At 64.3% G+C, this 21,193-nt stretch carries 20 protein-coding genes, 1 tRNA gene and 1 pseudogene; 11 read left to right on the top strand and 11 right to left on the bottom strand.

The annotated features are described in order from the left end of the window. Positions 1-241 precede the first annotated feature (241 nt). The 3 genes from J6595_RS10980 to J6595_RS10970 form a co-directional block, all read right to left on the bottom strand. Positions 242-1,249: a zinc-dependent alcohol dehydrogenase family protein gene (locus tag J6595_RS10980; RefSeq protein ID WP_209594599.1), complete on the bottom strand. Its 1,008-nt coding sequence runs from the start codon at positions 1,247-1,249 to the stop codon at positions 242-244. A 255-nt stretch (positions 1,250-1,504) separates the two neighbouring features. Beyond that, the gene (locus J6595_RS10975) at positions 1,505-2,905 is read right to left on the bottom strand and encodes an ammonium transporter (protein WP_209594598.1); all 1,401 of its coding nucleotides are present in this window, start codon (positions 2,903-2,905) and stop codon (positions 1,505-1,507) included. A 329-nt stretch (positions 2,906-3,234) separates the two neighbouring features. Next, positions 3,235-5,127 carry a feruloyl-CoA synthase gene (locus J6595_RS10970; RefSeq protein WP_209594597.1) on the bottom strand — a complete coding sequence of 631 codons (1,893 nt, stop codon included), beginning with the start codon at positions 5,125-5,127 and terminating at the stop codon, positions 3,235-3,237. Positions 5,128-5,288: 161 nt separating this feature from the next. Here J6595_RS10970 and J6595_RS10965 point away from each other — a divergent pair, with 161 nt between their 5' ends. The 10 genes from J6595_RS10965 to J6595_RS10920 all read left to right on the top strand — a co-directional run bounded on the left by J6595_RS10965 (position 5,289) and on the right by J6595_RS10920 (position 12,311). Then, on the top strand, positions 5,289-6,098 hold the full coding sequence (locus tag J6595_RS10965) for a crotonase/enoyl-CoA hydratase family protein (protein WP_209594596.1): 810 nt from the start codon (positions 5,289-5,291) through the stop codon (positions 6,096-6,098). Next, positions 6,095-6,604 carry a MarR family winged helix-turn-helix transcriptional regulator gene (locus J6595_RS10960; RefSeq protein ID WP_342453161.1) on the top strand — a complete coding sequence of 170 codons (510 nt, stop codon included), beginning with the start codon at positions 6,095-6,097 and terminating at the stop codon, positions 6,602-6,604. The genes J6595_RS10965 and J6595_RS10960 overlap by 4 nt, the downstream gene beginning before the upstream one ends. Before the next feature lie 52 nt (positions 6,605-6,656). Next, the gene (locus J6595_RS10955; RefSeq protein WP_209594595.1) at positions 6,657-7,523 is read left to right on the top strand and encodes an amidohydrolase family protein; all 867 of its coding nucleotides are present in this window, start codon (positions 6,657-6,659) and stop codon (positions 7,521-7,523) included. A gap of 81 nt (positions 7,524-7,604) precedes the next feature. Next, positions 7,605-7,895: a ribbon-helix-helix domain-containing protein gene (locus J6595_RS10950; RefSeq protein ID WP_209594594.1), complete on the top strand. Its 291-nt coding sequence runs from the start codon at positions 7,605-7,607 to the stop codon at positions 7,893-7,895. Beyond that, positions 7,882-8,205, top strand: a complete 324-nt coding sequence (locus J6595_RS10945) for a type II toxin-antitoxin system RelE/ParE family toxin (protein WP_209594593.1) — start codon at positions 7,882-7,884, stop codon at positions 8,203-8,205. The genes J6595_RS10950 and J6595_RS10945 overlap by 14 nt, the downstream gene beginning before the upstream one ends. 97 nt (positions 8,206-8,302) lie before the next feature. After that, positions 8,303-10,156, top strand: coding sequence for a DNA polymerase III subunit gamma/tau (locus J6595_RS10940; protein ID WP_209594592.1), 1,854 nt, complete (start codon positions 8,303-8,305; stop codon positions 10,154-10,156). A gap of 143 nt (positions 10,157-10,299) precedes the next feature. Beyond that, positions 10,300-10,623 carry a YbaB/EbfC family nucleoid-associated protein gene (locus J6595_RS10935; protein WP_209594591.1) on the top strand — a complete coding sequence of 108 codons (324 nt, stop codon included), beginning with the start codon at positions 10,300-10,302 and terminating at the stop codon, positions 10,621-10,623. A gap of 347 nt (positions 10,624-10,970) precedes the next feature. Then, positions 10,971-11,576, top strand: coding sequence for a recombination mediator RecR (gene recR / locus J6595_RS10930; RefSeq protein WP_209594590.1), 606 nt, complete (start codon positions 10,971-10,973; stop codon positions 11,574-11,576). A gap of 206 nt (positions 11,577-11,782) precedes the next feature. After that, positions 11,783-11,858: transfer RNA gene (locus J6595_RS10925), tRNA-Ala, on the top strand. A gap of 21 nt (positions 11,859-11,879) precedes the next feature. Further along, entirely contained in the window at positions 11,880-12,311 is a 432-nt protein-coding gene (locus J6595_RS10920; RefSeq protein WP_209594589.1) for a DUF6538 domain-containing protein, read from the top strand. Between the two features lie 184 nt (positions 12,312-12,495). On the opposite strand, the gene J6595_RS10915 is transcribed toward J6595_RS10920, so the two are convergent. The 8 genes and pseudogenes from J6595_RS10915 to J6595_RS10885 all read right to left on the bottom strand — a co-directional run bounded on the left by J6595_RS10915 (position 12,496) and on the right by J6595_RS10885 (position 20,150). Further along, positions 12,496-13,767: a TRAP transporter large permease gene (locus tag J6595_RS10915; RefSeq protein ID WP_209594588.1), complete on the bottom strand. Its 1,272-nt coding sequence runs from the start codon at positions 13,765-13,767 to the stop codon at positions 12,496-12,498. Continuing rightward, positions 13,764-14,276 carry a TRAP transporter small permease gene (locus J6595_RS10910; RefSeq protein WP_209594587.1) on the bottom strand — a complete coding sequence of 171 codons (513 nt, stop codon included), beginning with the start codon at positions 14,274-14,276 and terminating at the stop codon, positions 13,764-13,766. The genes J6595_RS10915 and J6595_RS10910 overlap by 4 nt, the downstream gene beginning before the upstream one ends. Before the next feature lie 309 nt (positions 14,277-14,585). Then, entirely contained in the window at positions 14,586-15,644 is a 1,059-nt protein-coding gene (locus tag J6595_RS10905; protein WP_209594586.1) for a DctP family TRAP transporter solute-binding subunit, read from the bottom strand. Between the two features lie 52 nt (positions 15,645-15,696). Next, positions 15,697-16,575, bottom strand: coding sequence for an NAD(P)-dependent oxidoreductase (locus J6595_RS10900; RefSeq protein WP_209594585.1), 879 nt, complete (start codon positions 16,573-16,575; stop codon positions 15,697-15,699). A gap of 43 nt (positions 16,576-16,618) precedes the next feature. Continuing rightward, a complete protein-coding gene (locus tag J6595_RS10895) occupies positions 16,619-17,980 on the bottom strand; it encodes an NAD(P)H-dependent oxidoreductase (protein ID WP_209594584.1) in 1,362 nt (453 codons plus the stop codon). Positions 17,981-18,170: 190 nt separating this feature from the next. Next, positions 18,171-18,842, bottom strand: coding sequence for a LysR substrate-binding domain-containing protein (locus J6595_RS10890; RefSeq protein ID WP_342453170.1), 672 nt, complete (start codon positions 18,840-18,842; stop codon positions 18,171-18,173). 117 nt (positions 18,843-18,959) lie between these two features. After that, positions 18,960-19,088: pseudogene (locus tag J6595_RS22845) on the bottom strand (helix-turn-helix domain-containing protein); the annotation flags it as partial. 321 nt (positions 19,089-19,409) lie between these two features. Beyond that, entirely contained in the window at positions 19,410-20,150 is a 741-nt protein-coding gene (locus tag J6595_RS10885; protein WP_209594582.1) for an SDR family oxidoreductase, read from the bottom strand. A 109-nt stretch (positions 20,151-20,259) separates the two neighbouring features. On the opposite strand from J6595_RS10885, the gene J6595_RS10880 reads away from it, so the two are divergent. Next, positions 20,260-21,126 carry an AraC family transcriptional regulator gene (locus J6595_RS10880; RefSeq protein ID WP_209594581.1) on the top strand — a complete coding sequence of 289 codons (867 nt, stop codon included), beginning with the start codon at positions 20,260-20,262 and terminating at the stop codon, positions 21,124-21,126. The last annotated feature ends 67 nt before the right edge of the window (positions 21,127-21,193 follow it).

The raw sequence follows: 21,193 nt of genomic DNA, 5'->3' as shown, positions 1-21,193 counted from the left end.
GGCTCGAACGGCAGCGCCGAGGCGCCCCCCCTCTGCCCTGCCGGGCATCTCCCCCACAAGGGGGGAGATCGAACCTGCGCGACCGCCCCAGACGCTTTCCACCGCCGAATCTGGCGCAGACATCACTAATAGGACACCATTCCCCAAAGCGTCCGATCTCCCCCCATGTGGGGGAGATGCCCGGCAGGGCAGAGGGGGGCGCCTCGGCGCTGCCATCGAACTACAAAGGGTCCTCAGCCCCTCAGAACTCCAGACAGATCTTGCCGAAATGCGCCCCGGACTCCTCATGCCGGAAGGCGTCGGCGATGTCGGCGAGGCCGAAGCTCTTGTCGATGACGGGCTTCAGCCCGGTCGCCTCGAGCGCCCGGACGAAATCCTGCTGATGGGTCCGGCTGCCGACGATGAGACCCTGCAGCTTCTGCTGCCGCGCCATCAGCGCCGCCGTCGGCACTTCGCCGGAGCGCCCGGTCAGAACACCGATCAGCGCGATGTGGCCGGCGATCCGGCAGGCGGTGATCGACTGGGCGAGCGTTCCCGGCCCGCCGACCTCGACGACGATGTCGGCGCCGCGCCCGTCGGTCAGGTCGCGGACCTTGGCTCCCCATTCCTCGGTGGTCTTGTAGTTGATGACGTGATCGGCGCCGAGGCTCGTCAGCCGTTCGAGCTTTTCGTCCGAGGAGGAGGTCGCAATCACCCTCGCGCCCATCGCCTTGGCGAGCTGCACGGCGAAGATCGAGACGCCGCCGGTGCCCAGCGTCAGCACCGTGTCGCCGGCTTTCAGTCCGCCATCGACGCAGAGCGCCCGCCAGGCGGTCAGCCCAGCCGTCGTCAGGGTCGCGGCCTCGGCGTGGCTGTAGCCTTTCGGCGCATGGGTGAATGCCGTCGCGGGCAAGACGACGACCTCGCGGGCAAAGCCATCGACGCCGTCACCCGGCGTCCGCTTGAAATCGGCGACGGGGGCCTCTCCGGCAATCCACTGCGGGAAAAAGCCGGAGACGACGTGATCGCCGGGGGCGAACTCTGCGACACCTTCGCCGACCGCCTCGACTTCGCCGGCGCCGTCGGACATTGGGATGCGGCCGTCCTCGGTCGGGCTCCCGCCGGAAACGACGCCGTAATCGTGGTAATTCAGGGAGCTCGCATGAATCCGCACGCGGATCTCGCCCGGTCCCGGCTGGCCCGGATCCTCCAGATCGACGAGCGACAGGCGGTCGAGACCGCCGGGTTTTGCCAGTTGGATGGCCTTCATGGCTGCACTTCCTCGTTTCCGTGATGGCGGCCAATGGCCGGCCGGCTACTCCTTGAAGTAGTAACGAGCGGTCACAGACACAGGAAACGCAGCGTTCATGAGAGCGCCGTGCGTCCGAATGGACGCACAGAGCACGCTCTAACCTGTTGGTTCTATACGATAAAGCCCGCGCGCCGACAGTCGGCACACGGGCTCCACATGCGATCGCCAGGCCTGCCCCGCCGCGCGGACGCGGCGGGGCAGGCAGGCTCATATTCAGGAGTGGTAGGCGACTTCGCCGTGATAGGCGAGATCGAGGCCTTCGCGCTCTTCCTCGACGGACGGCCGCAGGCCGATGACGGCATTGGTGATGGCGTAGAGGATCGCCGACCCGATGCCGCACCACACGATGGTGATCAGGACCGCGACGATCTGCGCCCAGACCTGCGCGCCCATGGTCACGCCGTCGGCATAGCCGATGCCGCCGAGCGAGGTGGAGGTGAAGACGCCGGTGCCGATCGCGCCGATGATGCCGCCGACGCCGTGGACGCCGAAGACGTCGAGGCTGTCGTCATATTTCAGCGCGTTCTTCACCACAGCGACGAAGAAGTAGCAGACGACGCTGGCGATCGCGCCGAGGACGATGGCGCCCACCGGCCCGATCGTGCCGCAGGCCGGCGTGACCGCGACCAGACCGGCGACGATGCCGGAAGCGGCGCCGAGCATCGAGGCCTTGCCGCGCAGGATCGCCTCGATGAGGCACCAGGCGACCATGGCGCCGGCCGTCGCGGTGAAGGTATTGATCATCGCGAGCACGGCGGCCGAGGTCGATTCGAGGTTCGAGCCGGCATTGAAGCCGAACCAGCCGACCCACAGGATCGAGGCACCGACCATGGTGAAGGTCATCGAGTGCGGCGCCATGTTGTCACGGCCGAGCCCGGTGCGCTTGCCGACGAACATGCAGCCGATGAGCGCGGCGATGCCGGCATTGATGTGAACGACCGTGCCACCGGCAAAGTCGAGGGCGCCGACACCGCCGGACAGGACGCCGTTGAAGATCAGGCCCGAACCGTCCCAGACCATGTGCGCGATCGGAAAGTAGACGAAGGTCACCCAGAGGATGGTGAACATGATCACCGCCGAGAACTTGATCCGCTCGGCGAAGGCGCCGACAATGAGCGCCGGGGTGATGACGGCGAAGGTCATCTGGAAGACGATGAAGAGATATTCGGGAATCTCGACGCCGTCGGTGAAGGTTGCCGACGTGGAATCCACCGTGACGCCGGCAAGAAACAGCTTGCCGAAGCCGCCCCAGAAATAGCTGGTGCCGCCGCCGAAGGCGAAGGAGTAGCCCCACAGCGTCCAGACGATCATCACCACGCCGGTGATGACGGTGCACTGCATGAGCACCGAAAGCATGTTCTTGGCGCGCACCAGACCGCCGTAAAACAGCGCCAGACCCGGCATCGTCATGAACAGCACCAGGAGGGTCGCCGTCATCATCCAGGCCACGTCGCCCTTGTTCACCGTGCTGGTCGCGGCCGCTGCCGCGTCGCCCGTGGCGCTGGCCGCGGCTGGCGCGTCCTGCGCCAGGGACGGGTGACAGGCGAGCGCAAACGCGCCGAGCCCCAAGCCCGCGGCCACCAGGGCGCGGGCGTTAAAAACTGGTCTCTTCATTGTTTTCGAACTTTCGATCGTTGGACGACCCTCGACGGCTGACGCCTGGACACTGCGGGCCTCACCAATCCAATCAAAAGTCATGCCAATTTACGAGCTGGCGAAAATACACGCTCAACAACCGATTTTCCCGACCAGAGCCCGATCAAATCGCCTATTTATTATGCATAAGATCATATTTTGTGCTCAGTGCTGGCTTAGAGGGCGAAGCCCGAAGCAGCTTTGACGTCCGGCCGATACATCGACATTTCATGTCGAAACGACATCGCGCCGAAAAATCCGTGCCGCAGGCCGGACCCGTCCGTTCGCTTTCGCCCGCATCAGTCCGATCACAGGGCGACAACACGTTCGTCCGCGCCATAGAGCGCGGCGACGAGCTCCGGCCGGTTGGCCAGCATCGCCCGCTGATTGAGCGATCCCTTGTCGGTGACCTCGCCGCGATCGATCGAGGGCGGCTTGTCGATCAGGATGAACCGGGTCACACGGGTGGCCGAGCCGGTCGCGCTGGCCGCAAAGGAGACAAGGCGATCGGAGAATTGCCGGCGCAGTTCGGGATGGGCGAGGATCGCCGCATCATCGAGCCCCTCGCCGGCCTTTCCCAGCAGCCGACGGCATTCGGCAATGTCGGCAAGGCCGAGCGCGCCGATCTCTTCGCGCCCCTCGCCGGCAATGACGGCATCGCGGATCACCGCGCCGAAATGATCGACCAGCGCCGCACGCAAAGGGCCGACGGCGACCCATGTGCCGGTGCCGAGCTTGAAGTTCTCGGCCACACGGCCGTCGAAGAGAAAGCCTTTCTCGGCCTTGCCCGGCTCGGCGAAGCGCAGGGCATCGCCCAGCTTGTAGAAGCCTTCCTCGTCGAAAGCTTCCGCCGTCAGATCAGGCTTTCGCCAATATCCCGGCGTGATGCTCGGGCTCTTCAGCCGCGCTTCGAGCCGGCCGCCCGTCGGCACGAGTTTCAAGGTCACCGCCTTCGCCGGAACGCCGACATTGCCGGCTTCCGGCTGCGGGTCGGTCCCGGCGATCGCGAAAGGGCCGGTCTCGGTCGAGCCGAGGCCTGAAACGAGGCGCACCCGGTGGCCGAGGGTTTCGAGCGCCTGCGCTTCCAGCGTGTTCCAGGTGTGCTGGGCCATGCCGGCGCCGGCATACATCATCATCTTCAGGTCGCGGAAGAAGGAGCGGCGCAGCTCCGCATCCTCGCCGAAACGGCGGCTGAGCTCCTCGTAGCCCTTGGGCACGTTGAAATACCAGGTCGGCGAGATTTCCTTGAGGTTGCGGCAGGTCTCGTCCATGCCTGCGGGGGTCGGCTTGCCCTCGTCGATATAGTAGCTGCCGCCATGCCAGAAGGTGAGGTTGAACACCTTGTTGCCGGCCGCCGTGTGGTTCCAGGGTGCCCAGTCGACCAAAACCGGCGGTTCGTCCTGCAGGAAGGCATAACAATCGGCGACCATCGCCTGGTTCGCCGCAAGCATACCGTTGGTCTGGATGACGCCCTTCGGGCTGCCGGTCGAGCCCGAGGTAAAGAGGATCTTGGCGATCGTCCGGCCATCGACGGCATCATGCGCCGCCTCGACACGGTCGCTCGCCACGGTTTTCGCAAGCGAAGCAAAGGAAACACCGCGCCCTGCCGCATCGTCTCCATGGCCGAGAACAAGCAGAGCGTCGTGCGGCAGGATCGCCGCGATCGCCTTGCCGAAAAGCTTCCCGTCGGCGGCAAAGACGAGGCCGGGCGTCAGATCCGCAGCGATGGCCTTCAGCTTGCCGAAATCCTGCGACAGCAGCGAATAGGCCGGCGAGATCGGCGCATAGGGAATGCCGACATGCATGGCGGCGAGCGCCAGCGTCGCATGATCGAGAGAATTGCCGGACAGGATCATCACCGGTCGCTCGGCCGAGGCCGGGCTGTCGAGCAGAGCCTGGCCGACCGATCGGATACGGTCCACCATCTCGCGATAGCTGATCTTGATCCAGCCCTCGCCGCCGGGCTTCGGCCGCTGCGCAAAGAGCGTTCGCTCCGGTACGCGTTCGGCCCATTCGAAGAGCTTGTCGGTCAGGCGGTCGGGATAGGCCGGCAAGGCACCGTCCTGCGTCACGATGAGACTGCCGTCCGCGCGTTCTTCGGTCCGGATCACCGGCGCCCAGACCCGTGACGGCCGCAAGGGGATGGCCTCGCCTTCTCCGGCACCTGCCTCCTGCGGCCCTACCGCTCGATTCTCGACCATGGCGTCCTCCCGTGACATCGATCCTCATTCCCTTCGATGCCCGGCAAAGGTGGCCGAGCCGTCAGAGTTTGTCCACTCAAAAACAATCCACACGGAAACAAAATTGACTTTTCGCCGTGACCGGTGTTCTGTTGGCAGAAGACGCGGCAGATGAGGACGGCATGAGCGAGCAAGCGCACAGTGACTTCGTGACCATCGAGATGGATGGTCCCATCGCGCTTCTCGGCCTCAACCGGCCGACCAAGCGCAATGCGATTTCCGACCGCTTCGTCGAAGCGATCGCCGACGCCGTGGCCGAGGTCGAAAAGACCGCAAAGGCCGGTGTCATCTTCGGCCATGGCCCGCATTTCTGCGCCGGGCTCGATCTTGCCGAACATTCCGAAAAGTCACCGATCGAAGGCATTTACGGCTCGCGCCGTTGGCATCAGGTTTTTTCGACGATCGAGCGCGGCCGCATCCCCTGGGTCTCGGCCCTGCATGGCGCCGTCGTCGGCGGCGGGCTGGAGCTTGCCGCATCCACCCACATCCGCGTCGCCGACGCCTCCGCCTTCTTCGCCCTGCCCGAGGGCCAGCGCGGTATCTTCGTCGGCGGCGGCGGTGCGGTGAGGGTCGCAAGGCTGATGGGCGCGGCCCGGATGAGCGACCTCATGCTGTCGGGCCGCGTGATCGATGCCGCGACCGCCGAAAGCTGGAACGTGGTGCAATATGTCGTGCCCGAGGGCGAGGCGCTGGAAAAGGCGAAGGCCGTCGCGAAGGCGGCCGCCGGAAACGCGCCCTTGTCGAACTACGCCGTCATCCATGCCCTGTCGCGCATCCAGGACATGAGCTCGGAGGACGGCCTCTTCGTCGAAAGCCTGATGGCCTCCTTCACCCAGACGAGCCCCGAGGCCAAGGAACGGCTGCAGGCCTTTCTGGAAAAGCGTGCCGGCAAGGTGGCCCTCGACAAGAGCGGGCGGGACGGCGCGGCGTGAGCGCGCTTTCCCGGCAGGCGATGGCGGAACACGGCGCAGACCGCTTCGAAGCCAGCGGGACCGGAGGCGGCGAAGCGCCCGCCGTCGACTTCGGGCCGCTGGCGGAAAGTCTCGGCTTTCGCCTGCGCCTCGCCCAGATCAAGGCCTTCGAGGACTTCTTCTCGGCCTTTGCCGAGGAGGGGCTGCAGCCCGGCTCGTTCTCGGTGCTGATCACCATCGGCGAAAATCCCGGCATCAGGCAGGGCGTCCTTGCCGGCGCGCTGATGATCAAGCGCTCGCATATGGCCAAGATCGTCCAGGGCTTCGACGAGGCCGGCCTCGTCGAACGGCGGGTGCCCCAGGATGACCGGCGCGCCGTCGAGCTGACCCTGACGGCGGCCGGGCGACAGCGGGTCGAAGCCGTGATGCCGAAATTTCTCGCCCATGAAAAAGCGAGCGCGGCCGCCTTGACCGAAACCGAGCGCCAGACGCTCCTGTCTCTGCTTCACAAACTCGGCGGCTTTTGAGCCGCATCCGCCGATCGCGGTCGGCATAGGACCAATCGAGGGAGGATTTTCCATGAATGTCGACGAGCTGATCGCCATCGATATCCACACCCATGCCGAGGAGCCGTGCGGCTGCCACCCGGACGACGGCTATGACGACTTCCAGGCCGGCATGGCGCGCTATTTCAAGGCGCCCTACGAGCATCCGCCGACAATGGTCGAGACGGCCGCCTACTATCGTGAAAAGAAAATCGGCTGCGTCATCTTCCCGGTCGATGCCGAACGCGAGACCGGCTTCCGCCGCTATGCCAACGAGGAGGTCGCCCAGATCGCCGCCGAAAATTCGGACGTGATGCTGCCCTTCGCATCGATCGACCCGGCCAAGGGCAAGGCCGGCGCCCGGGAGGCTCGGCGTCTCATCGAGGACTTCGGCATCAAGGGCTTCAAGTTCCACCCGACGATGCAGGGCTTCTACCCCAACGACCGCTCGGCCTACGTCCTTTACGAGGCGATCGCCGAAGCCGGCGCCATCGCCCTCTTCCACACCGGCCAGACCGGCGTCGGCTCGGGCATGCGCGGCGGCATGGGCATGCGGATGAAATACTCCAACCCCATCCATCTTGACGACGTCGCCGTCGACTTCCCCGACATGCCGATCATCATGGCCCACCCCTCCTTCCCCTGGCAGGAGGAGGCGCTGGCCATCGCCCAGCACAAGCCGAACGTCTATATCGACATGTCCGGCTGGTCGCCGAAATACTTCCCGCCGATCCTCGTCAAATACGCCAACTCCATCCTCAAGCACAAAATGCTCTTCGGCTCCGACTGGCCGGTGATCAAGCCCGACCGCTGGCTGGCGGATTTCGAAAAGCTGGAGATGAAGGACGAGGTGCGCCCGCTGATTCTGAAGGAGAATGCGCGCAAGCTCTTGAAGATCTGAGACCCTTCGGACACTGGCTCGCAGCGTGCAAAAGGCGTGGTTTTCGATTATATTTGCGCCGAGGATCCGAAGGAGCGCGCCGTGGCCGTTGCAGAAAAGCTCAGCGTCGAATTGCCCGCAGACATGGTGCGGACCCTGCGCGAAACCGTCGAGTCAGGAGAGTTCGGGTCCGAAAGCGAAGCGCTGCAGGAGGCTGTTCGGGCCTGGCAGCGCGAGCGGGAGGATGATGAACGGCAGCTCGACGCCATTCGAGCCCGCATTCGCAGATCGCTTGAAGACCCTCGCCCGAGCCTGACAGAAGCGGAAGTCCGTGCGCGGCTGAACGAGTCCATGGCGCAGCGCGAAAAAGCTGCCGCCGATGAGACGCGTTGAGGTCATCTACCGGCCGGAAGCGCTTGCCGATCTCAACGACATTCTCGAGGCCGTTGCCGAGCTCAGTCAAAGCGCTCTTGTGGCTGAACGATATGTAGATCGTATCATTCTGCGATGTCGCAAGATTGGCGACGCTCCACGCGGTGGGCGCCGGCGGGACGAACTTGAAGCGGGCCTGCGAAGCGTCCCATTCGAGGATAAGGCGCTTATCCTCTATCGCGTCACCGACGTCGTCGAGATCACCAATGTTTTTCCGCGCGGCCAAAACTACGAGGTCCTGTTCAAGAAGGGACGCTTCGATCCCGAGTAGCTCGAAAAACCCGGCAGCAATCGATCGCCCTTGCGCCGCCCGCCCTATCCCGTCAGAACGAAACGCAGCGAAGATCAGGATCGGCTGAAGCGGCATCATGAGCGAAACCGAGGGCACCGAGACGACCACCGGAACGGCAGCGGCCGCAAAGCCCGAGCCCTACCGCGTCCTCGCGCGAAAATACCGGCCGCGCTCCTTCGACGATCTCATCGGCCAGGAGCCGATGGTGCGCACCCTCACCAACGCCTTCGAGACCGGCCGCATCGCCCAGGCCTGGATGTTGACGGGCGTCAGAGGTGTCGGCAAGACGACGACGGCCCGCATTCTAGCCCGCGCGCTGAACTACGAAACCGACGACATCCACCAGCCGACGATCCACATGACAGGCCCCGGCGTCCACTGCCAGGCGATCATGGAGGGCCGGCACGTCGACGTCGTCGAGATGGACGCCGCCTCCCACACCGGCATCGACGACGTGCGCGAGATCATCGCCCAGGTGCGCTATCGGCCGGTCTCGGCGCGCTATAAGGTCTACATCATCGACGAAGTGCACATGCTGTCGAACCAGGCCTTCAACGGCCTGCTCAAGACCCTGGAAGAACCCCCGGAGCATGTGAAGTTCGTCTTTGCGACGACGGAAATCCGCAAAGTTCCGATCACCGTCCTGTCGCGCTGCCAGCGCTTCGATCTGCGCCGGGTCGAATCGGCCACCCTGATCCAGCATCTGAAGAAGATCGCCGCGGCCGAAGAGGTCTCGATCGAGGACGATGCGCTGCGCCTCATCGCAAGGGCGGCCGAGGGCTCGGTGCGCGATTCCCTGTCGATCACCGATCAGGCGATCGCCCATGGCTCCGGCACCGTCACCGAACTCGCCGTCCGCGACATGCTCGGCCTTGCCGACCGGGTGCGGATCATCGACCTCTTCGAGATGCTGATGGCGGGCGATGCCGCCGGCGCGCTCATCGAACTGCGCGAGCAATATGCCGCCGGCGCCGATCCGGCGGTGGTGATCTCCGAACTCGCCGATTTCACCCATCTTGTCACGACGCTGCGCTACGTCCCCGACGCCACCGAAGACGCGGCCGTCTCGCCGATGGAGGCCGAGCGCGGGCTGGACCTGTCGAAAAAGCTCTCGATCCGCACCCTCGGCCAGGTCTGGCAGATGCTGCTCAAGGCGAGCGAGGAGATGCGCACCACCACGACCCCGCGTCAGGCCGCGGAAATGGCGCTGATCCGGGTCGCCCATGCCGCCGACCTGCCCTCGCCCGACGATCTGTTGCGGCTGATCCGCGAGGGCGGCGACGGCGCATTGCCGGCCGGCGCCGCACCGCCCGCTGCGCCTTCCGGCGGCAATGGCGGCGCATCGGCCTCGATCGGTTCCGCAGGCCCCACGGCATCCTCGGGGAACTCGGCGCCACGCCTCGTCGCCTCGGCAAGCGGCGGCGGTGCCCGCATGGAGGCGCGGCCGCGGCTTGAAACCAAGTCTGCCCAGCAGCCGAACGAAGTCGCGATCGGCAGCATCGAGGCGCTGGCGAAAATCGCCGAGGACAAGCGCGATTCCCTGATGCGGGTCTCGATCCGCCGCTATCTGCGCCCGGTCCGCTTCCAGCCGGGGCGCATCGAGGTGGGGCTGGCCGAGGGCGCGCCACAGACGCTGATCGGCGATCTGATGAAGCGGCTGCACCTTTGGACCGGCCAGCGCTGGGTCGTCACCGTCTCCTCGGCCGGCGGCGAGCCGACGCTCGACGAGCGCGAGGCGCAAAAGCGGGCGAGCCTGATCGACGATGCGGCCGCGGACCCGGAAGTCGCGGCGATCCTTTCGGCATTCCCGGGCGCCAAGATCACCAATGTCACCCTTCGCGGCGACGCCGAGGAAGAGGCGGCACCGGCGATCGCGGCGGCCGAGGACGACTTTCTCGGCGATCCCGACGAGTTTCTCGACGACGACTGAGGCCGCGCGGCTTTTGGTGCGACGGGATCGGCGGAAAGAGAGACGGCAGACCTCAAATCGACACCGCGTCGTCCCTATATCGCCTCGAACGACGAACCGCCCGGCAACCCGCCACCAACCATGCCCGAACGAGGAGCCCCGCGATGAAAGACCTGATGAACATGATGAAGCAGGCGAAGGCCATGCAGGAAAAGATGGCCACGCTGCAGGAGGACGTGAAAAGCGTCGAGGCGGCCGGCCAGTCCGGCGGTGGCCTCGTCACCGTCACCCTGCGCGGCAGCGGCGAGATGGCGGGCCTCACCATCGACCCCTCGCTGTTGAAGGAAGACGAGAAGGACATCCTCGAAGACCTGATCGTCGCCGCCCATGCCGATGCCCACACCAAGCTGCAGAAGGCCATTCAGGAAAAGACCCAGGAAATGACGGCGGGGCTGAACCTTCCGGCGGGGATGAAGCTGCCGTTCTGAGGGATCAGCCTCAAAGGTTCGATGCAGAGAGACTGGCAGCATTGCCTTCTCGATTCTCGCGCGAGCGTCCGCGCCGTATCGAAAGCCAATTGTGGCGGCGCCTACCCCACTCTGCCTACCGGCATCTCCCCCACAAGGGGGGAGATCGATCTCAAATAATCGTCCCGCCTCATCTGCGTCGCATCCATCGGGCGGACATGCCTGTCGGCCGGCGGCGGCATTAGAGCTGCCGATCTCTCCCCTTGTGGGGGAGATGCCCGGCAGGGCAGAGGGGGGTGTCGCGCCGGCGCATTGCGATAGTGAAACTCCGAGGGTCAGATCGTCCCTCATTTTCGTTAGATGCTGACATGGCAAAATCCGTCGCCGGCCCCGAAATCGAGAAGCTGATCCAGCTGCTTGCCAAGCTTCCGGGCCTCGGCCCCCGCTCGGCGCGCCGGGCCGCGCTGCATCTCGTCAAGCGCCGGGAACAGCTCCTGACGCCGCTGACTGCCGCCATGGCAGAGGCGCGGGACAAGATCGGCATCTGTTCGACCTGCGGCAATATCGATTCGCGCGACCCCTGCACTATCTGCACCGATCACGCCCGCGATCAGGCGACGGTGGTCGTCGTCGAGGACGTTTCGGATCTATGGGCGCTGGAGCGGGCGAAAGCCCTGAACGCCGCCTATCACGTCCTTGGCGGCGTCCTGTCGCCGCTCGAGGGCGTCGGGCCGGAGGATCTGACCATCCGCCAGCTCATCGACCGGATCGAGGCCGGCGGCGTCAAGGAGCTGGTCATCGCCGTCAACGCCACTGTCGAGGGCCAGACGACCGCGCATTACATCATGGACCGGCTGGAAGGCCTCGACGTCAAGGTGACGCGTCTTGCCCACGGCGTGCCGGTGGGCGGCGAACTCGACTATCTCGACGAGGGAACGCTCGCCGCCGCCATGCGCTCGCGCACGGCGCTCTGACGGGCCTGTCGCGAACGGCGCCGGTACGAACCGTCACCGTTCCGTCATGACCTGATCCGCACCATCTCGCGCGCGGCCGAACCATACGCGACAAAAGCCTCGGCCCCGGCTTCGAAAAGCTCTTGATCTTCGCTCCGGTCTCGCATACACACCCGCCCACACGAGACGGATCACCCAGCTCCGTTTCAGCCGCGAGCCGGCAAAGTGGGGCCATAGCTCAGCTGGGAGAGCGCTACAATGGCATTGTAGAGGTCAGCGGTTCGATCCCGCTTGGCTCCACCAATTTCTCTTAAACGCTTGACGATGCTGGAAGCTCCTGCTTTGCAGGGGCTTGGTATGCCTATTTGGTACAAACAACTGGTACACAAGCGCATCTCAGTATGGCTCGACAAACGCCCCATCTTCAGCTGCGCGGAAGCACCTATTGGCTCCGTGTGGGTCCCGGATGCCCTTCGAGACGTCGTAGGGAAGCGCGAGATCAGGCGGTCTCTACAAACTGGTGGGTTCCAGGAAACCGGCCGACTTGCCCGCCTGGAAAGGATGAAACTCGACGCCGAATGGGACGCGCTGAGGGGTAAGGCTCGCCTGGAAGATAAGCAGCCACTTCGCGAGAGCGACGTTTTGCAAATGGATGCGAGTTGGTTCGTTGAACGATCCTCAAACATTGGCGCATTCGGCCAGCCGGCCGGCGACGATGACGAGGCACGTCGTACAGCGTTGCCATGCGCGATTTGAACGAGGTCGCCTCATTGGGACCTGATGGCGCCGCACTTGTCTGGAGTTGCCAAGCAGCTTTTAGATGAAAGCGCTCGTGCTTTCCTCCGGCTTCAGGAAACGCTTCACAAGAAGAATTTTCTCAAACGCGGCGCGAGCTCAATGCCAGCAGCCAGAATTTACTCTCAAAGTAGCTGGGGGACCTTCACGTCAGTAGCCACATCGGCCACAGGACGATCTGCGGAACCGCCGCGACGAGGATGAGGACAACGAGGTTGATCGCGTAGAAGGGCGTTGCCGCCTTCACCAGTTGCGGGATCGGAACGCGGGAGACGTAGGCCGTTGCGAAGAGGCAAGTACCGACAGGCGGTGTGGCCAAGCCGACCGCGAGGCTGGCGCTCATGAAGATCAGGAAATGCATCGGATCCACGCCGGCCTGGACGGCGGCCGGCATGAGCACGGGGATCAGCATCAACGCCGCCGCGACGATGTCCATCAGCATGCCCACGAGCAGGAACACCAGCCCCATGACCATCAAGGTGGCGAAGGACGATCCCCCGAACAGATCGAGGATGGTCGAGGTCTTCTGGGCCAGTCGGTCGATGGTGAAGACGTAGGTGGCGGCGCTCGCGACCATGAGAATCAGGAGCACGGCGCCTGCCGTTCGGCCGGCGATGATGCTCAGATTGACGGAATCCCGCCAGCCGATCTCACGGTGGATGATGCCCGCGACGAGCAGGGTGTAAAGGACGGCAAGGCCCGCCGCTTCGGTTGGGGTGACGATGCCCGAGAACATCCCCGTCAGGATGATGATCGGGGCGCCGACCGAAGGCAGAGCGCGGGCAAAGGCCTTGACCGCCCGGCCCATCTCGAAGCTCACCTTGACACCGTAGCCATAGCGTTTGGCTGCCCAGGCATTGTAGGCGGCGAGCGAGAGGGCGAGAAGAAGGCCAGGACCGAGCCCGGCCGCGAGCGCCCCCCCGACCGACAGGCCGGCCGCCGCGGCGGCAATGATGATCAGAATCGAGGGCGGTACGAGTGTCGCGAGGGTCGAGGTGATCATCGTGAGCGCCGCCGCGTAGGGACGCGGATAGCCGCGCGTCGTCATTGAGCGGATGGTGATCGGACCGAGGCTGGCGATATCGGCGACCGACGAGCCGGAAATTCCGCCGAAGACGAAGGACGACGCGATGTTGACGTGGCCGAGTCCGCCCAGAAACCGTCCGATCAGGGCTTCGGCCGCATCAAAAATGCGCTCCGACAATCCGCCCCGCTCCATGATCTGACCGGCGAGAATGAAGAGCGGCACGGCAATCAGTAGAAACGAATTGATCGACGTCGCCATCGACTGGGTGATCATGCTGAGCGGCAGCTGGTACCACCAGAGCGTCGCGAGCGTCCCCAGCCCGAGGGCGACGGCCAGGGGCACGCCGAAAATCGCGAGCACGGCGAAGACGCCCAGAAGTGTCAGGCTCATGACGCGATACTCTCCGTCTGGCTCAACTGATCTTCGATGGGGTCGGCGAGCGGATCGCGCACGATGCCATCGATGACGACGCCGACGATCGACAGCGCGGAGCCCAGAACCAGGGGCAGCGTGCTCAACCACATGCCGATCTGCAGGATCGCGGATTGTTCACCGAAGCGGATCTGCTGGCGCAACAGGCCCCAACCGAACCACGTTACCGCGGCAAACAAGGTGACGGTGGCCAGAACGGGCACCACACGAAAGACGATCCGCATCGATGACGGCGCCAGATAGACAAGGAAGTCTAGCGCGGGATGGGAGCCTGCCCGGAAGGATGCGGCAAGCCCCAGCCAGACCGTCCAGATGAACAAAAACCGCGAGAGCTCTTCCGTCCAGGGATAGGAGGCGGCCATCATGCGCGAGCCGACCTGCAGCGTGATCAGCAGCACCATGCCGAAAACTGCCAGCAGGATACCGAAGTCGACCAACCGCCAGAGCCATCTGTCGAGATTTCTCATCATCCGTCCTCCCCCTTAATTCGGCGGCCTGCGCCGCCCTGTCGAGGGCAGAGCGCCTGCTGCTGTTTTCTCGCTTTTATGACCGGGGACCGATTTGATCGAGGCTGGATCGAATTCGGCCCCCGGCAGTGTGCTTCCGCCGTTTCAAACGCGGGGAGCTTTCCTTCCAGGCTGCGGATAGAGCGACCAAAACGGTTCCCGCCCTTTCATCGAGCGAAAAGGGGCGCTCGAAGAGCCAGGCCGCATCTTTCGGTCGGAGATGCGACGCAAGGCGGGCGCCCGGAGCGCCTCTTGAAAAGTCGGATCCTGTTACTGGCCCGTTTTGGCACCGGAGGCTTTGTCCGCATCGACGAAGGCGAGGCTCTCGTCGACAAAGTCCGCGCCGATCTGCTCCTTGAACTGAGGATAGATGCTGCGGGCGACTTTCTGGACACGGGCCAGCTCGCCATCGGCGAAACGGTTGACCTTCATGCCCTTTTCCTGAAGCTCGTCGATGATCTTCTCTTCCGTGGCGATCTCGTTGGCATCGTGTTCGGCGATCATCTCATCGGCTGCCGCCTGGACTTCGGCGCGGTGGTCTTCGGGAATGCGATCCCAGGCCTGGCCGGAGAGTGCGATGAGGAAGCTGTCGGCGATATGCTGCGTCAGATTCAGCTGGCCCTGGACCTCGTAGAACCGATTGTGCAGGGGCACCTCGACCGGGTTTTCCTGCCCGTCGATCGCCTTCAGCTGCAAGGCAGAATAGACCTCGGAGAAGGCCATGGGGGTGGGATTGGCGCCGAGTTTCTGGAACAACGCAACGAACAGCGGATTGTTGGGCGTGCGAATCGTGATGCCCTTGAAGTCTTCCAGCTTGGTGATCGGCGTGTCGCGCGTCGTCACGTCCCGGAAAGTGCGCAGAAAGAAGCCGAGCCCCTTGACGCCGAGCTTGTCTAGTGAGCCGAGCAGTTCCTTGCCCGGCTTGCCGCGCAGATAGGACTGCAACTGGCCGTAGTTCGAGAACAGATAGGGCAGCGAGATCGCGTTCATGCGGGGCTCGAACGAGGCGTAGACCGAGCTGGCCAGAATCAGCCCGTCGAGAGCGCCAGAGCCCAGCTGATTGACGGCCGCGTTCTGATCCCCACCGAACAGGACACCGTCCGGAAACACATCGACGGTCACCTCGCCGCCGGTCTTCTCCTTGACCAGCTCGGCAAAGCGGGTTGCGGCCACACCGACCGAGCTGCCGATCGGGTCAGGCACGGCGAGCCGCAGATTGGTTTCGGCACGGGCACCGAATGTCAGCGCCGTCAGCGCTGTGGTCGCGATGGCCATGCCGGCGAGACCTTTGGTGAAGGTCCGGCGGTTGACGAGATTTGCAATCTTCATTTGGTTTCCTCCCTGTTGAAGATGGTCGATGGCGGAACGGTCGCAGGTCTCCTTACTGCTCCCGCCCGTTGCGTCGTCTCAGCTCGACGAGCAAAGCCGAATGGTCGAGATCGCCGCCGCCATGGGCGACGAGATCGTCGAACAGTCCGTCGACGAGATCGAGAACCGGCAGCTTGAGGTTCAGGCTCGTGGCCGAGGCCCTGGCGGCGCGGGTATCCTTCAGCTGGTAGCGAGCCGGGCCGCCGGGCTCGAAATCACCGTCGATCATGCGCTGACCGTGCTGTTCCAGAATGAGAGAATTGGCAAAGCCGCCGAGAAGGGCCTCGCGGACCCGGGCGGGATCGGCTCCGCCAGCTTCGGCGAAGAGCAAGGCTTCCGCGATGGTGGCAATTGTCGAGGCGACCACGACCTGGTTGATCAGCTTGGCGAGCGCTCCGGAGCCCGACGGTCCGATGTGAACGACCTTGCCCATGGCACTGAGGAGCGGGCGGGCCGCCTCGATGTCACGCGGTTCGCCGCCGGCCATGATCGACAGTGTTGCAGCCGTGGCGCCCTTCGTGCCGCCGGACACCGGCGCATCGATCCAGCGCAGCCCCATTGCCGCCGTGCGTGATGCCATTGCCTTTGCTTCTTCGTGTCCAATCGAGGACATGACAATGAGGAGAGCGCCGGGGGCGAGTGCATCGGCTGCGCCCTCCGGCCCGAAGAGAACATCCTCGCAAACCGAGCCGGAGGACAGCATCACGATGCAGGTCTCAGCGCCCGTGGTGGCTTCGACCGCGGTGTGGGCTACGGTCACGCCGTCGCCAAGGACCCTGGCCTTTTCCGGACTCCGGTTCCAGGCGCGGACGCGATATCCTGCCTTGGCGAGATTGCGGCACATGGGACCGCCCATGAGGCCTGTGCCGAGGAAGGCCATCCCGCCACTCATGGGACCGCCCGCCCGAACTTGGCGTCGAAGAGGACGACGTCACTCATGCAGCGGCGCCGCCGGTCTTCGGCCCCATGGTGGCGACCTGCTCGCGGCGCACCTCAGCCACGTCGAGGTCGTCGGTCAACTCGACGTCGGCCATGGTGACGATCTGGTCGCGCTTCACGTCACGCTTGAGCTTCACCTTATGGGCAAGCCCCATGGGCAGAGCGTCGATCCGGGTCGACAGCGTCGCGGGGATCGCTTTCGCCCAGGTGGCGAAACCGCCCTCGCCGTCGAGCCAATCGCCGGCCTTGAGATCGCTCTTTGCGGTCGCCACGGCATCGGCGCGGAACTCTCTCGGCGTTCCGGTCGGCTCGCCGCGCAGGACCGCTGACAAAACCGATACGGAGGTTTCAAGTCCGATGAGATGGAACGGCCGCCACATCGAGCCGTACCAGCCGGACTTGTCGGTCAGAAGGCCATACTGGCCGAAACAATCGCGGGTGTATTCGTCGGGCGCCCGGAAGGTGACGAACATACCGTAGCGGATGTTGTTGACGACCTCGCGGCCGTCGGGCTCCTGGCTGGCGGCGATATCGACGAGGCCGGACTTCGGCAGGCGCCCCCCCTCCGAGACCGGCTTGAAGGTCTGAGCGAGGTCGTGAAGGCCCGCCGGATAGAAGGCCAGGCCGTCGTCGGGGCAGTCGAGTCCGGTGCCGTTTGCGACGGCAGCCATCTCGATTGCCGCCTTGGTGCCGTCGGTGAAGGAGTTGTACATCTTCGGATTGAAGTCGCCCTTCGCGACGAACTCCTCCGACCACCCAAAATAGCCCCAGACGGTATCGGGTGTGGAATAGCGGTATTCCGGCTGGAAGTTCATGCCTTTGCCGGCCGAAATCAACTCGAAGCCGCAGGAACGGACCCAGTCGACCAATTCGCAGATGAAGGCCGGCTGGTCGCCATAGGCCATGGAATAGACAAGACCCTTGGCCCGTGCCTTTTGAGCCAGGATCGGGCCGCACATCACGTCGGCCTCGACATTGACCATGACGATGTGCTTGCCCGAGTCAATTGCCATCAGCGCATGGCGCACGCCGAAGAGCGGATGCCCGGTCGCTTCGATGATGCATTCGATGCCGTCGAACTCGCACATCGCTTTCGCATCGTCGGTGATGAAGGTCCGCCCCGTATCCATCGCATCGCTGAACGAAGTCGCCGCGTATTCGTCCTTCTGCCAACCCGTGCGGTTGAGCGAGGCACCAACCTTTTGCTTGTCGAGGTCGGCGACGGCCACGATGTGATAGCCGGCGATCTTGCGGGCCTGGGCGAGCACCATGGAACCGAATTTCCCGGCACCGATCAGCCCGACGCGGATGGGCTTGCCCTTGGCATTGCGTTCGGCAAGCATGTTGGAAAGATTCATGGCGTCTTGTTCCCCGTCCGGCCTTCATCGGCACGTTTCAAACGTCAATGGCGGGGAGACGGCGAGCGCGACGGCGGCCCCGGGAATAGCGCCGGGCAATCGCCGAAAATCGGTCCACCGATGGCCTCCCACCATCGATTGACGCTCAGGGTGACCGGCGCACGGGATTAGGTCAATTTATGACTTCTATCTATTTCGGTAGAAAATCTATCGAATTGGCCGGGCTGTTTTCCTGCCATTCGATCGCCTTCTCACGCAGCCATTCCAAGAGTCGGACGACCCGACGTTTGCGCAGGTTGGAACGCGGACAGACGAGCCATTGAGTCGACATGCGCAACTCAGGTGTTCGCGACACGGGGACTACGAGCCGACCCGAGCGCAGTTCGCTTTCCATCATCAACTCGCTCTCCAGCGCGATGCCAAGGCCAAGCGAGGCGGCCTCGATCGCCATATGAGACCGGTCGAAGGAAAGGCGGGCGGCGATCCGCGGCTCGGCGATCCCAACGGCATCGAACCCAGTTGCCCACTGGATCTGAGCCTTGACCGACTGGATCAACCGGAAGCGAACGAAATCCTCGAAGGAGAGCGTACCCGGCCCGGCGAGCGAGGGCGAACAGACGGGCAGGAAGCGTTCGCTCGTCAGTGGTTCGACATGCAGCCCCGGCCAGCCGCCGGTTCCATGCCTGATCTCCAGATCGACGGCATCGCGGGTGAAATCCACGGGTTCGTTGCTGCCGTCGAGATGAACCTCCGTGCCCGGCTCTCTGGCGAGGAAGTCACCCAGTCGCGGCAGCAGCCATTTCGTCGCAATTGTCGGCGTTGCCCGGATAGCGATGGTCGTCGGCTTGCGGATGCCACGCATTGTTTCGGTCGAGCGAATGATGCTTTCGACATGCTCCGAAATCTCCTCGAAGTATCGCTCGCCCGCCTCTGTCAGCCGCACATTTCGGCCCGAGCGGGTGACGAGGCTCGTTCCGACCTGCTCTTCGAGGACCCGGACCTGCTGACTGACCGCCGAGGGTGTCACACCCAACCGGTCGGCAGCCCGCGCAATCGAGTCGAGCAGCGCGACATGGTAGAAGACGACGATGGCGCGAAACGGGGGCAAACGACGGACCTGACTTTCGGCTATGCTCTCAATATCAATCGGCTTAACGTTTTCATCACCCGACGGGGCTGAGCGCGCAGGGAGTAAGGAAGCGAGTCCTTACACCGAATTCCCGACCGGGTCGCCAATTGCCGAACCTTGAGCCCATGAAGCGCTGGCAGTCCTCGCGGCCAGAAAACGCGTACAAGTCGGCACCAATCAGCCGCGCGACCGATCTTGGATGATTTGAGACAGGCACGATCATCCCCGAACCAAAAGCTCATAAAACTGGGTAGCCAGGTCGAAAGCCCGCCGGGTCCGAAGATCATCGGGCGTTTCGCGTCACCAGCGGTTGCGCGATTGTCCGGCGTGGCCATCGTGGAAGAAGCCGGCGGTCGGCCCCATGAAGCCCAGCATTGCCAGGTCCACCACGACCTTCGCCGCCTGCCCGACGTGACGATGGCCGGTATGGCCGTTGAGGTCCGTCGCGGTGAAGCCCGGATCGGCCGCGTTGACCTTGATCCCTTCGGGGAGAAGCTCCTTGGCAAGCTTCACGGTCAGCATGTTGAGCGCAGTCTTCGATGCGCAGTAGCCGGCGAAGCCGACGTTCCAGTACAACCCGGCCATGTCCGTGGCATCGGCGAGCGATCCGAGCCCGCTGCTCAGCATCACGATCCGCGCACCCTGAGCCTGGCGTAAAAGCGGGAGAAACGCCTGAGTGACCCGCACCGGACCAAAGGTGTTCACGTCGAACATCGCCTGCATGTCGGCGATGTTCTCTTCGCTCAGGCGAGGTGGCGCGCCGATGCTGATGCCGGCGTTGTTCACGAGGACGTCGAGCTTGCCGGATTCGTCCAAGACCCGGGCCGCCGCGGCCTTGATACTGGCGCTGTCGGTCACGTCGAGCGTCACCGCTCGCGCCTCGATGCCCTTGTCGCGCAGGGACATGGCGGCCTCTTCGCCCAGCGCGGCGTTGCGGCATCCCAGCCAGACCTCATGACCCTGCGTCCCGAGCTGGCGCGCGACCTCAAAGCCGATCCCCTTGTTTGCCCCCGTGACGAGGGCAGTTATCTTGTCAGTCATGATAGGTCTCCGATGGTGATGCACCGAATATGGCCTCATCGGCTCCCTCCGCGATCCCGATCTCACCAGAAGCTTGCCTGATCCTCCCAAATTGCGTAACGAGCTCAGCATGCTCGACGAAAGACTGATCAGCGCCCTGACACGGCGCGTCGGACCGGATGGCGCTGGGATCGCAACGGGCGTTCCACGGCTGCAGCTATGGAGCGCTGATCGGCCGACAGGCAGCGCACCGGCGATGTTCGAACCAGCCGTCTACCTCGTGCTGCAGGGGGTGAAGCGCACGGTGATCGCGGGCGCCACCTATGACATGAGCCCCGGCGATTGCGCAGTGTCGATCGTCGGGCTGCCGTTCCGCTACCAGGTGATGACTGCTACGCAGGGCCGTCCCTATCTCGGCGCGCAGCTGACGCTCGATCCTGGCATGGTCGCCGCGCTCCTGGTCGATATGCCCGACGGACCGTGCGGCGAGGCGCCTGCATTCCGGGCGGTCCCGGCAGATGATGGTATCCGCGAATGTATGCTAAGGCTCGTGCGGCTGACGCTCACGCCTGAAGACGTCACGGTTCTCGCGCCGCTGACGGAACGAGAGCTACTCTATCGCCTCCTGCGAAGTCCGCTTGGCGGTACGCTGCGCCGGATCGCCGATGTGCGGGGGAATATCGCGGCAATCGGCAGGGCGGTCGACCACATCCGGGTTCGGGCCACCTGCGCCGTCGTGATCCCGGAGGTTGCCGCCGCCGTCGGGATGAGCGAAACCTCGTTCCATCGACACTTCAAGGCTGTCACCGGGCTGAGCCCACTTGCGTATCAGCGCCATATTCGCCTCCTGGACGCTCAGCGACGTCTTGCCATCGGTACACCGGTCACCTCCGTCGCTTTCGAGGTCGGCTACCAAAGCCCCTCGCAGTTCAGCCGCGAATACAAGCGCATGTTCGGCGCCCCGCCACAGGCGCACCTGCGCGCCCATCCTGCCTGATCCCACTTGCATCGTCATGTTCGAACAGCAGGCTGCGACGTGGCGCAAGCCGCACTGGTCGGCGACG

It is taken from the genome of Jiella mangrovi, assembly GCF_017815135.1.
GTDB lineage: Bacteria > Pseudomonadota > Alphaproteobacteria > Rhizobiales > Rhizobiaceae > Jiella > Jiella mangrovi.
This window is presented reverse-complemented; position numbering and strand designations above follow the sequence as displayed.